Raw genomic sequence first — 12,661 nt, 5'->3', positions numbered from 1 at the left:
GACATTGCGAGCTCGTAGCCTTCAAGGATGGTTTGCAGTTTAAACCATCCTTCCCAAGTAAGTGATCAGATCGCACACACGTTAAAGAGTTCAAAAAAAATCCCCAAGCTACAAGCTTGGGGATTTGTGTATAAGAGACAGGCACGGAGGCCCCCTTTAATGCGCTTGCTATGCTTAGACTCGCTTGAGTCTCTCTTATTGCATCAAATGATACACGCGTAGCGATTCCGCCATCGTTGCTAAGTCTTCACCCAAGAACTCAACCGTGACAGGTTGGTTCACCAATAGCGTGATGCTTGAGTCGTCAAAGCGTCCAGCCGTATCACATTCAAGATGAACAAAGAACGCTGGCTTATCGGCAACGAGCGTGACTTTATTGGCTTCAATCGTTACTTCAATATTCGCTCTTTCCATCGGCAATGTTTTTAGTTCATGAGTGCTAAACCAAGTGTTGGTAGTTCGATCTTTCCCAACTTGTGCTTCTACGTAGAAGAAACCCGATGCCAACTCATACGAATCAAACTGCTCATCCAACTGCCAAACAATGGTGTTGCTGTCATTGGAAACGGTGCGCTCTAACGACCAAGTTTGTTTCACTTCACCTTGCCAGTTCACCCAATGCAATTGCGCACTCACATCAACTGATTCTTTGGCGTCATTTAACAAGTGAAGACTCAATTTGCCAGTATGCTCCGAGAACACCAAGTACTGCGGCGCAAAGAAGCGTTTCGCATGGTAATGCAATTGCTTCCAACGGCCGCTGTACTCCAAACTGGACCATGAACTCACTGGCCAGTTATCGTTTAATTGCCAGTACAACATGCCACGACATACTGGAGAGATCGCGCGCCAATGGTCACAAGCGGTTTTGATTGCCATCGCCTGTTGCACTTGGCTGAGGTACAACATTTGTTCAAAGCCGGAAGGGAAACGGAAGTAGCGAGTAAACATCTCTGTGATGATGCTGTTACCGCGTGGGTTCTTTTGGTGCTGCTCAAACGTTGGTGAGGTAACGTTCCAGTCCTGCTCTGGTACGAACTGTTTTGCTTCAGCAAACGAAGGCCAAGATTGGAAACCGAACTCGGAACAGAATCGTGGATTGATGTTTAGATAAGCATTAAACGATTTTCCTGAGTGCCAAACATCCCAGAAATGCATGTCGCCTTTACTGTCATCGTGCCACGCATCGCCAAAATCCAGCTCGCCGTTACAAGGCGAGCTTGGCCAAAATCGACGTGAATCGTCCTGCTGACCAATGACTTGTTCGATCATTCGATTCAGACGATCGTAGTTCACCGTATATTTGACTTTGTTGTGCTTGGATTCGTCGTACCAACCAATTGCACCAATCACTTCGTTATCACCACACCACAGCGCAATGGAAGGATGCTCTTTTAGACGCGGGATTTGGAATCGCAACTCTTGTTCCACATCTTTTAAGAAATCATCATCAGATGGATACAGCGAGCAAGCGAACATCATGTCTTGCCAAACCAACAGACCCAATTCATCACAAAGGTTGTAGAAAGTTTCGCTCTCATATTGGCCGCCACCCCAGACACGAATCATGTTCATATTGGCATCGACAGCACTTTGCAATAACGCACGATAGCGGCTTTCACACTCACGCCCTGGCATAGCGTCCACCGGAATCCAGTTTGCGCCTTTGGCATTGATTGGTGTGCCGTTGACAACAAACTCCATCGCCGAACCATGCTCATCAGCTTGGTTATTTAAGCTCAACTCTCTCAGACCAATCTTGCGTGATAGCGATTGATCACCACAAGATACTGTCATTGGGTAAAGGTAAGCTTCACCATAGCCCGCAGGCCACCAGCGTTTTGGCTCGGTAATATGGAACTGGCAGTGATAGTGACCACTTCCTTCGGTTTGAATCGATTGGCGCTGACCATCAAATTCAATCGTGATTTCATGAGGTTGAGTATCGGTTTCTACTTCGGTTAATACATCAACTAGCACGCTACCATCAGCTTGCCATTGTTGCTCTGTAGAGAATCCTTTGAGCCACACATCGTTTATTACATCAATTTGAATCAGGTCATAAATGCCAGACACCATCAAACAAATGCCCCAGTCCCATCCCGAGTGACATTGTGTTTTGCGAATCAAGTTCATGTGCGGGATCTGGTTGTTCCCCATCGCCGAAGGAATAGGGAATGGTAATTTCTTCGCACGTTCTAGCCCTTCTATATCCACACGGGCAAACTCAACTCGAATCGTGTTAGTGCCTTGTTTTAAGTAAGGTTTGATATCAATACGTTGCTGGGCAAACATGTTGCTGCTAGTTAGTGCTTGCTCACCATTGATATAAAAGTTCGCTAAGGTGTCTACACGGGTGAGCGTCATCCACACTTGTTTGGCAGAGAGCACAGAACCATCGACATCAAACTCGCGTGAAATGTGCCAATCGCAAGTTTCAATCCAACGAACTTTCGCTTCATTATCAGCAAAATAGGGATTCGGGATGAGCCCTGCTTGCAATAATGCGGATACATTGTCACCGGGCAAAGTCATAGGAATATCGATATCTGGACGATGTGGCGAGGTAAGCTGCCACGTCCCGTTGAGTTCGATTTGAGCCATAGGGTAAGACCTTTAATTTTTATTAGAACAGGTTGGCTCAATGTAATCCTGAGGTGTCCTTACAAGAATAAGGGGAATGTCATTTACGTATGAAATGCGGCGCACTTCACGCAAATAATCTCATTCCATAAATCAGTTATTTACTTTAGAGATCGACAATTAATCGCGCTCTGCGGTTATATTGAGGTTCTCAACGTGCTAGTATCAGCGGCTTTTTGATCATCCTCACACTTTTCGAGCTATTGGTGTGAGGGAAATGCACGGCTTCCGAGCCCTAAAAAGCGAAGTAATTATGTCAAATATGACGAACGCCGCCTCTCATGCTCCTATTCAGGAGGCAGACTATTCTGCGATCCATCCTCCTTCCCTTCTAAAGCGCCTTGAACTCACTAACCCAGTATTCTGGCTAAGTGGTAGCTTCCTCACCGTGTTTGTATTACTTGCTCTGACGAATACAGACTCTCTGACCGCAATGGTTAACGCAGGCTTCGGGTTTGCGACTCAATACTTCGGTGCCTTCTGGCAAGTATTACTCCTTCTGAATTTCCTTATTGGTTTGGCTATTGCGCTAGGTCGTACGGGTTACGTGCGCTTGGGTGGTTTAGCGAGACCAGATATCGATACTTTTAAATGGTTATCGATCGTACTTTGTACCCTACTCGCGGGTGGCGGTGTTTTCTGGGCCGCAGCTGAGCCTATCGCGCACTTTGTTTCTGCGCCGCCTCTTTACGGTGAGGCATCACCAAAAGCATCTGCAATCAATGCACTTTCTCAGTCTTTCATGCACTGGGGCTTCCTTGCTTGGGCAATCTTAGGTTGTCTTTCTTCTGTGGTTTTGATGCACCTTCACTACGATAAGGGCTTACCACTTAAACCACGTACTCTGCTATACCCTGTATTTGGCTACAAGGCCATTAACGGTTGGATTGGTGACGTGGCTGACGCCTGCAGCATTATCGCCGTAGCCGCTGGTACTATTGGTCCAATTGGTTTCTTAGGCCTGCAGATCAGTTACGCGTTGAACTCGCTATTCGGCTTGCCAGATACCTTCATCACTCAAAGCATGGTGATTGTGGCTGCAATTCTAATGTACACCTTGTCAGCACTGAGCGGTGTGAGCAAAGGCATCCAGCTTGTGAGCCGCTACAACATCATTTTGTCTGTGGCTCTAATTGGTTACATCCTGTTCTTCGGCCCAACCAGCTTTATTGTCGATGGTTACGTGCAAGGCATTGGCCGCATGGTGGATAACTTCTTCCCGATGGCACTTTACCGTGGCGACACAGAATGGCTAAGTTGGTGGACTGTATTCTTCTGGGGCTGGTTTATTGGTTATGGCCCGATGATGGCAATCTTCATCGCACGTATCTCACGTGGCCGTACTATTCGTCAGTTGATCCTTTCTATCAGCATCGCTGCACCTCTGATTACCTGCTTCTGGTTCAGTATTGTTGGCGGCAGTGGTTTGGCATTCGAGCTAGAAAACCCAGGTTTGATTTCATCCGCATTTGAAGGCTTTAACCTACCAGCGGTTCTGCTTGCGATTACCTCTGAACTGCCATTCCCAATGGTGATTTCGGTATTGTTCTTGATCCTGACCACGACGTTTATCGTGACAACCGGTGACTCAATGACTTACACCATCAGTGTGGTAATGACAGGATCAGCAGAGCCAAACGCTGTGATTCGCTCGTTCTGGGGCTTAATGATGGGTGTGGTGGCTATCGCGCTTATCTCAATGGGCTCTGGCGGCATCTCTGCTTTGCAATCTTTCATCGTGATTACGGCCGTGCCCGTGTCTTTCATTTTGCTACCAAGCATTTGGAAAGCGCCAAGCATCGCCAGCCACATGGCAAAAGAGCAAGGTTTGGTTTAACTACGTAACCCAAGTCTTTCTCTTAATTAGATAAGAAAACGGCCCCGACACATAACCTGTGTCGGGGCCGAATACTATGGGTTGGACTCAAACAGCGTCACTACTTTACAGATGAAGTTTACGCAGCTCTTTCTTATCCACTTTACCTACACTGGTCTTGGCAATCTCGTCCACCAGCTTCACTTTGAGTAGTAGCGCTTCTCTGGCAAGAATACCTTTCGTGATAAAGTCTTTCGCAAAGCCTAACAACGCTTTCTCTGTCACTTCAGCATCTTCTTTCAACGTCACCAACGCTAGTGGCACCTCGCCCCATTTATCGTGTGGCATACCTATCACTGCAACTTCGGAAACCGCTTGGTGTTGATGCAGAATGTCTTCTATTTCTAGAGAGCTTACCCACTCACCAGAAATCTTAATCATGTCTTTTACACGGTCAGTGATCTTGATAAAACCTTCATCGTCGATATGCGCGACATCACCCGTATGAAGATAGCCCCCACGCCAAAGCGCTTTTGAGTTCTTGTTGTCCTTGTAATAGTTCGGCGTTAGCCAAGGAGCACGTACGACTATTTCCCCCGCAGTTTCACCATCGTGAGGAAGTTTGTTCATTTCATCATCGACAATATGAGCTTCTACCATCGCGACTTTCTTACCGGTTTTCGAGCGATATTCCGCTTGCTGATCGAGGTCGAGTTCAAGCTGCTCTGGAGTCAATTGAACAATAGACAGGATTGGACCTGTCTCGCTCATGCCGTACCCTGCAAAGACATCGATATCGCGTTCGAGTGCCGCTTTACACAATGCTTTTGGCAGTGCAGCACCACCAATCACAACTTTCCAACCCGAGAAATCAATCGACTTAGATTTTGGCGAGCTCAATAGAAGATGCAGGATGGTTGGCACACAGTGCGAGAACGTCACCTTCTCCTGCTCAATCAAGTTAAGCAGAACATCTGGAACATATTTGCCCGGGTAAACCTGCTTAACACCAAGCATGGTTGCCATGTACGGAAGTCCCCATGCGTGCACGTGGAACATTGGCGTAATCGGCATATAAATATCGCCTTGATGCAATCGACCTTGCGACGCATTGGTGCCGATTGTGCTCAGTATGCCAAGTGTATGCAGAACTAGCTGGCGATGAGTAAAGAACACACCTTTCGGGAAGCCTGTCGTTCCCGTTGTATAGAAGGTCGTGGCTACGGTGTTTTCATCAAAATCTGGGAAGTTGTATTCGGTACTTTCTTGCTCAAGCAGACGCTCATACTCACACTCATCGTTATCACGTAAAACGACGTAACGCGTGACCGTATCAATGCGGCCTTTGATCTGATCCAAAATTGGCAGAAACTCTTCGTTAATAAGGAGAATGTCATCTTCCGCATGGTCGATGGTGTAAAGGATCTGCTCTGGAGACAAACGTACGTTGATCATATGCAGCTTTGCACCAATCATCGGGATGGCAAAGTAGCATTCAAGATAACGGTGTGAGTCATAATCCATTACCGCTACCGTATCACCTTTCTTCACGCCCATTTTGGTCAACGCGTTTGCAAACTGTCTCACACGGTCATGAAACGTTTTGTAGCTGTGACGACGGTGGTTCGCGTAGACGATTTCTTGCTCGGGGTTGAAAGCAACTGGGGAAAACAGCAAGTTTTTAATTAACAACTGATAATTGGATGGATCATTTACATACTGGTTCATATCGGGGATTCTTTTTGTATTTTTCTTAACGTTCGCTTTGTGCGAGTGGCGCTATTATCACTCAAAGACAAGACTGTATTCAGTACACAATATTGAGATCAGGTTCGAAAGACGCCATATATCTATAGTACGCAGTTTCTAAAGTACCCCTGTATTGTAGCCTTCTATCACCAAGTCAGAAATGCTTCATCCCACGACTTAATCATTAAGTTTTGTCATGGTCAGAAAAAGTGCAACGAAACCGTCACAGTTTGTCGTTAGCATACGTCCCACACTCGTAAACCTCGCTCTATACTGACCGACACGTTACATCGACCTCAATCCAAACTGTGGGAGCCAACTATGTCCAAGCCTTTGTATGTTTTTGATCTGGATGAAACCTTAATCAACGCTGACTGCGCAATGATTTGGAATGAATTTATGGTCGAGAAAGGCATCGCCACTGCGTCTAACTTTATTGAGGAAGATAAGCGTCTAATGGGCTTGTACGCAGAAGGCAAACTGGACATGGAAGATTACCTAACGTTCTCCATGAAGCCGCTAGAAAACATGCCTATTGAACAGGTCAAAGCCTTAGTGGAAGAGTGCGTTGAAAACCATATTCTGGCTAAACAATTCCCTCAAGCCAAAACACTGATTAAACAACTGTCTCGTGATGAGATTGATATGATCATCATCTCTGCCAGCGTCACTTTTTTGGTTGAGGCAGTTGGTCGACGCATCGGCATCCCTAACGCTCTCGGAATTGATTTAGTCGAAAAAGACAACGGCTATACCGCTGAAATAAAAGGCATCCCGAGTTATCGCGAAGGCAAGGTTACACGCTTGAAACAGTGGTTAGAGGCTCAACCTGAGACCTACTCAAACATCCATTTCTATACGGATTCGATCAACGACTTACCACTGTGTGAATACGCGGATTACGCCTATCTGGTCAATCCATGCCCTCGCCTAAAAGAACAAGCCGATAGACCGAATTGGACTGTGTTGAGTTGGGGGGTAAATCAGCTCAACAACACTTACCCTCTTCACGAGATATAAAAGAGCAGACCTTACTGCTCTTTTTTGTGCCTCTCCTTCACAAATTAATCACTTGATTAAATACTGATTAATTTTTCGCATGTCGTATAAGAAATCAGCGCCTTATAATTAATCAAATGTTTAATATCTTGAGAGACGATTGTGACGGAAGCTCATAGAAGGGCGGGAAGACCCACAGATAAAATCGACGCACGGGAGAAGCTGATTTTCCATGCGCGCGAACTCTTCACCATTATGGCTTACGACAAGGTGTCTACTCGCCTAGTCGCGCAGAAAGCAGGCGTGAACGTGGCGATGATTCGCTACTACTTTGGCAACAAAGAAGGCTTGTTCGAGACCATGTTGCGCGAGACGTTATCGCCGATGCAAAAACAAATGCAAACGTTGGTAGCGGATAGCAACGAACAAAACTTCCTCGACTTAATGCGCACCTATTACCGCGAAATGATTAAGGTCCCGCAGTTCCCGCGTTTGATTGCCCAAGTCATGCATATGCCTCCTTCAGAGACCCAACGTAAGTTGCTCGAAAAAGTTTTCGCTGATATCAGCAAGCCAATGCAAGGCGTGATCTTTGATAAGTTAGTCGATGGTGGCGTGTTGCGAAAAGACGCTGACCCTCAACTTTGTCGTGTCTCTTACATCAGCTTAATGGTGTTTCCTTTTATGGCACCACCAGCACTTCTGGCTATTCACGGTATCGAGCTCTCAGAAGCCTTCTTGAACCGATTATTCGAACACAACATACAACTGATGAAACATGGATTTTTAGACTCGGGCGACCAATATGAAAATAAATAAAAAGCTGCTGTTCTTTCCTGCCCTTGCTGTTGGGGTCGTCATTCTATTTTTGGCGATGAGCCTTAAACCAGATTTGCCCGTCAAGCCCGCAAGTGATCGTGCAAGATTGGTTGAAACAATTCCTCTGGAACTCAAAGCCATCGCACCTGTTGCTATTGGCTTTGGTAAAATAGCTCCGAAAGTTGAATGGAAGGCGATAGCCGAAGTGACCGGTAAAGTGGTTTACCGTCATCCTCAACTGGAAAAAGGACAAGTGCTGCAAGCAGGAACGGAAATATTGCGCATCGATCCACTCGATTACGAATTGAAACTGGTTCAAGCTCAAGCCGATCTCAAATCTGCCCAAACCTCTCTGGCTAAGCTGAACCAAGAAGAAGCGAATCTCAAAAGCACCCTCAAGATAGAAGCCAACCGCCTAGTTATCGCTAACAAAGAGTTAGACCGTAAACAAAACCTGCGTAAGAAAGGCTTAACCTCACAATCGGATGTAGATCAGCAAGAGCAAAGCACACTTTCTCAACGTAAGGTAGTGCTGGATATCGAAAACCAAATCGGTTTGATGCCGGATGAAAAGCGTGTCGCAGAAGCCCTAGTTAAGGTCAATGCATCAAAAGTGGACGAAGCGAAACGTTCGCTTGATAAAACCATCATCACCCTTCCTTACGACTTGCGTATTGCAGAAGTCGAAATTGAGCAAAACCAAGTAGTTAACCTACAACAGACCATGGTGACCGGGCATGGCATTGATGTCATGGAGGTTGAAGCTCAGCTTTCCATTCATGACATGCAAACTTTGGCGGCGAGCATCGGTGAGTTTGTCCGTGATGAATCTGGTATTCCACAACCTGATATGAATTCGATTCATGCCAACATTGAACTCAGCAGCGGTAACCTCTCTGCAAGCTGGCCAGCGAAAGTTGCACGCATCAGTGAAACGGTTGATCCAAGCCAAGCGACGGCCGGTGTGATTCTGGAAATTGAACAAGACTACCGTGCATTAAACCCAACCTCTGCGCCTCCATTGGTGAACGGCATGTTTGTGCGTGCCTTGATAGAGGGGCAAGAGAACCCAAGTTGGGTCATCCCAGAACGTGCGCTTCATGGCGATAAGATTTACCTGATGGGCGATGACAATCGTCTGCAAGTGGTGACGGTTGAAGTGTTATATCGCCGTAATAACCAAGTGGTGATCGATGGCGAATTGGAGCAAGGCCAAAAGCTGATCATCAACGATTTGCTGCCTGCGATAAACGGCATGCTATTGAAGGAATCACCTGAACAGTCACAAGCGGCGATTGAGGAGTCTGATTCATGATCCGATTCTTCGCCAAGCACCCAACAGCAGCCAACTTGCTGATGCTAACGCTGCTAATATTGGGGATTTCTTCACTTTCCACGATTAAGCGGGAAACCTTTCCTGAGTTTGATCCGCCCTACATCCTAGCTGGTGTGGTTTACCCTGGCGCTTCCCCGCAAGAAGTCGAAGAGAGTATCTGTGTCCGAATGGAAGATGCTGTTGATGGTCTTGCTAACATTGAAGAAACGCAATGTGAAGCGATTGAAGGCTCTGCGCGTCTTATCTTAAAACTGAATGAAGAAGCCGATATCGGGCGTATGCTGGTCGACGTTCAAACTCAAATCAACTCGATTAATGACTTTCCACAAGAGATTGAATCTCCTGTGGTCCAAGAACTAGATTGGAATGAGCCAGTTGTGGATGTCGCGATCACCGCAGATACCACATGGCCGGAGTTAAAAGCGTATGCGGAACAGCTTAAGCGCACGTTAAAGCTCGACTATGACGTATCTTTAGTTGACGTGGCTGGCTTCTCAGACCACCAATTCAGAGTAGAGCTAGACACTCAAGCTATTCGCCAACTTGGCTTGAGTGTTGGTGATATTGCTGAGCAGATTGGTCGTCAAAACGTTAAGTTGCCAAGTGGTAATGTCGAAACGCCAGATAAGAACTTTCTGATCCGCTTTGACGAACGACGTGTGACGCCAGAAGAGCTTGAGACTATCGTCGTGGGCTCTGGTCCAAATGGATCAATCATCCGTCTAAGAGACATCGCAACGATTACTGATCGATTTGAATTGGACGAACAGAAAGTCCTCTTTGATGGTCACCCTTCTGCCTTACTAAAAGTCAGTAAAAACAAAGAAGACGATGCGCTACGTATCAAGGAACGTGTTGCTCAATTTGTCGAAGAACAACAAGCCATCGCCCCAGACGGTGTGATGCTACAAATGACCAATGATCTTTCATCCGTACTTTGGGATCGCCTGACCATGATGGTCAAAAACGGTTGGCAAGGTATCATTCTGGTCTTCGCCACCATGTGGTTGTTCTTTAGTTTTCGCTACTCTTTTGGGGTTGCGGCTGGTTTGCCCGTTGCCTTCTTAGGTGGGTTATTTTTGATGGCGCAACTTGGCCTGTCCATTAACATCATGTCTTTGGTCGGGTTACTCATGGCCATCGGTATCATGATGGATGATGCCATCGTTATTGCTGAATCGATTGCCGCTCACCTAGACCGAGGAGAAGAGATAGATGATGCCGTGATTAAAGGGGTGAAAAAGGTACTACCGGGGGTGATTTCTTCCTTCCTAACCACGGTGTGTATTTTCGGTAGCTTGTTATTCCTGCAAGGTGAAATGGGTGCAGTACTTAAAGCGGTACCTCAAGTTCTGATCCTCGTTTTGAGTTTGAGTTTGGTGGAAGCCTTCTTGATCCTACCTAACCACCTTTCTCACTCCCTGCATAAACAGAAGCAAGAGCGAAAGACACCCAAGTTCAAACAAAAGCTGCTGGCTTCTTTTGAGAACTTCCGCAACACCACCTTAGTCAACGCAGTCGATAAAGTGGTCGAGTATCGCTATGCCTTTATAGGGGGCGTGGTTGCCTTGCTTCTTATCTCCGCAGCCACGTTAGTAGGTGGTTTACTCAAGTTCCAACCCTTCCCTGAATTGGATGGCGACATTGCAGAAGCGCGCATTATTCTTCCTCCGGGTTCTTCTCTGTCTCAAACGGAAGCTGTCGTCGATAAGATCGTCGCTTCCGCTCAAAAGCTAGATAAAGAATGGACAGAGAACGTGGAAGACGGCAATCCATTGGTTCTGCACATCACCAGTCAATTCAACGCCAATGCCGACGCGAATGAATCTGGCCCTCACATTGCCACGGTACGTCTGGATTTGCTTGGTGCAGAGAGTCGTAACACACTCATCGATGAATTTATCGATGCATGGCGCGAAGATATTGGTGAACTTGCCGATCCTATCTCACTGGTATTTAAACAACCGACCATGGGCCCGGGTGGACGAGCTATTGAAATTCGAGCGAAGCATGACGATCTGGATGCGCTCAAAGCAGCTTCTATCGACATTCAGCAATACTTGAATGAGTTTGACGGTGTGCATGGTGTGTTGGATGACATGCGTATGGGGAAAGAAGAAGTCTTGGTTAAACTGCGTCCGGGGGCGGAAGCTTATGGGATTAACGGCCAGCTCATCGCTAATCAATTGCGTGCGGCTTTCTTTGGCCAAACCGCAGACGAAATCCAAGTTGGGGTAGAAAACATTTCTATTGAAGTTCGCCTTGATAAAGCACAAGCTGGTGACTTACAGCAATTGGCAAACTTCCCAATTATCTTGTCCGATGGCAGTCAAATTCCACTCGCGACCATTGCGACTTTGGATTTCCAACGTAATTACGTAAGAATCCAGCGCATTGATGGCTTGCGCACTGTGAGCGTATTCGGCGATATCGACAATACGAAAGCCAACTCAACTGCCATTATTCGTCAGTTCCAACAAGATGAAGCGCCAAAGCTTATGCAAAAGTATCCTGGCCTTCGCTTCGATTTTGAAGGCGAAGCCAAAGATACCGCCGAAACTGGCGCATCAATGGGTAAAGGCTTCTTGCTTGGTTTGTTTGGCGTGTTTGCGATTCTGAGTTACCAATTCCGCAGTTATTTGGAACCATTCGTGGTAATGCTTGCGATTCCACTCGCCTTTATTGGCGTGGTATGGGGACACATCCTACTCGGTCACTCATTAAGTATGCCAAGTATGATGGGCTTCGTCTCATTAGCAGGGATTGTGGTGAATGACTCGATTCTGTTAGTTCAATACATACGTCATCATGTGGATGAAGGAGATAATGTACATGACTCGGTAGTCAAAGCCAGTCGGGAGCGCTTTAGAGCAGTATTCCTGACATCAATGACCACTGCAGCAGGTTTGCTTCCGTTACTGACTGAAACCAGCCTGCAAGCACAGGTTATCCAGCCACTGGTTATCTCCATCGTGTTTGGTATTTTTGCATCCACGCTGTTGGTGTTGTTTATGATCCCAGCAGCGTATGCCATTTTAGCTGACTTCGGCCTAGTCCATAAGCACGAAGAAATCTAAAACGACTGATAAGTTTACTTATCAAAATGAACGAGAGCGGCTTAGGTCGCTCTTTTTGTTTTCAATGAAAAGCGTTAAAAACAACACAGACACTTAACAAATGCAGGGTTATTATGTGGCATTAAGTGCAAATATGAACAATTAAGAATGCAGTATGTCGAGTTTTATATAACCAACCCAAATGATCACCGTAGAATTTATGATAAGTTTTATTATCAAAAA

At 46.3% G+C, this 12,661-nt stretch carries 7 protein-coding genes; 5 read left to right on the top strand and 2 right to left on the bottom strand.

What is annotated here, in order from left to right; all coding sequences use genetic code 11:
- Positions 1 to 195: 195 nt before the first annotated feature.
- Complete coding sequence (locus QTO06_RS10345; protein WP_331407838.1) at positions 196 to 2,604, bottom strand: beta-mannosidase; 2,409 nt, start codon at positions 2,602 to 2,604, stop codon at positions 196 to 198.
- A gap of 292 nt (positions 2,605 to 2,896) precedes the next feature.
- Between QTO06_RS10345 and QTO06_RS10340 the strand changes: the two genes are divergently transcribed.
- Positions 2,897 to 4,480, top strand: coding sequence for a BCCT family transporter (locus QTO06_RS10340; protein ID WP_331407836.1), 1,584 nt, complete (start codon positions 2,897 to 2,899; stop codon positions 4,478 to 4,480).
- A gap of 105 nt (positions 4,481 to 4,585) precedes the next feature.
- On the opposite strand, the gene QTO06_RS10335 is transcribed toward QTO06_RS10340, so the two are convergent.
- Entirely contained in the window at positions 4,586 to 6,187 is a 1,602-nt protein-coding gene (locus QTO06_RS10335) for a long-chain fatty acid--CoA ligase (protein ID WP_331407834.1), read from the bottom strand.
- A gap of 342 nt (positions 6,188 to 6,529) precedes the next feature.
- Between QTO06_RS10335 and QTO06_RS10330 the strand changes: the two genes are divergently transcribed.
- The 4 genes from QTO06_RS10330 to QTO06_RS10315 all read left to right on the top strand — a co-directional run bounded on the left by QTO06_RS10330 (position 6,530) and on the right by QTO06_RS10315 (position 12,439).
- On the top strand, positions 6,530 to 7,228 hold the full coding sequence (locus QTO06_RS10330) for an HAD family hydrolase (RefSeq protein WP_331407831.1): 699 nt from the start codon (positions 6,530 to 6,532) through the stop codon (positions 7,226 to 7,228).
- Positions 7,229 to 7,369: 141 nt separating this feature from the next.
- Positions 7,370 to 8,026, top strand: a complete 657-nt coding sequence (locus QTO06_RS10325) for a TetR/AcrR family transcriptional regulator (RefSeq protein WP_331407828.1) — start codon at positions 7,370 to 7,372, stop codon at positions 8,024 to 8,026.
- Positions 8,013 to 9,341 (top strand): efflux RND transporter periplasmic adaptor subunit, encoded by a 1,329-nt coding sequence (locus QTO06_RS10320; protein WP_331407825.1) that lies wholly within the window; start codon positions 8,013 to 8,015, stop codon positions 9,339 to 9,341. Before QTO06_RS10325 ends, QTO06_RS10320 begins: the two co-directional genes overlap by 14 nt.
- Entirely contained in the window at positions 9,338 to 12,439 is a 3,102-nt protein-coding gene (locus QTO06_RS10315; protein ID WP_331407822.1) for an efflux RND transporter permease subunit, read from the top strand. Before QTO06_RS10320 ends, QTO06_RS10315 begins: the two co-directional genes overlap by 4 nt.
- Positions 12,440 to 12,661: the final 222 nt, after the last annotated feature.

Origin of the sequence: Vibrio sp. M260121 (assembly GCF_036533715.1) — a bacterium.
In the GTDB taxonomy this organism is placed as follows: domain Bacteria; phylum Pseudomonadota; class Gammaproteobacteria; order Enterobacterales; family Vibrionaceae; genus Vibrio.
This window is presented reverse-complemented; position numbering and strand designations above follow the sequence as displayed.

Coding starts and splice junctions, on each gene's coding strand:
- QTO06_RS10315 (WP_331407822.1), top strand. CDS start 9,338: ATGATCCGATTCTTCGCCAAGCACCCAACAGCAGCCAACTTGCTGATG.
- QTO06_RS10340 (WP_331407836.1), top strand. CDS start 2,897: ATGTCAAATATGACGAACGCCGCCTCTCATGCTCCTATTCAGGAGGCA.
- QTO06_RS10345 (WP_331407838.1), bottom strand. CDS start 2,604: ATGGCTCAAATCGAACTCAACGGGACGTGGCAGCTTACCTCGCCACAT.
- QTO06_RS10330 (WP_331407831.1), top strand. CDS start 6,530: ATGTCCAAGCCTTTGTATGTTTTTGATCTGGATGAAACCTTAATCAAC.
- QTO06_RS10335 (WP_331407834.1), bottom strand. CDS start 6,187: ATGAACCAGTATGTAAATGATCCATCCAATTATCAGTTGTTAATTAAA.
- QTO06_RS10320 (WP_331407825.1), top strand. CDS start 8,013: ATGAAAATAAATAAAAAGCTGCTGTTCTTTCCTGCCCTTGCTGTTGGG.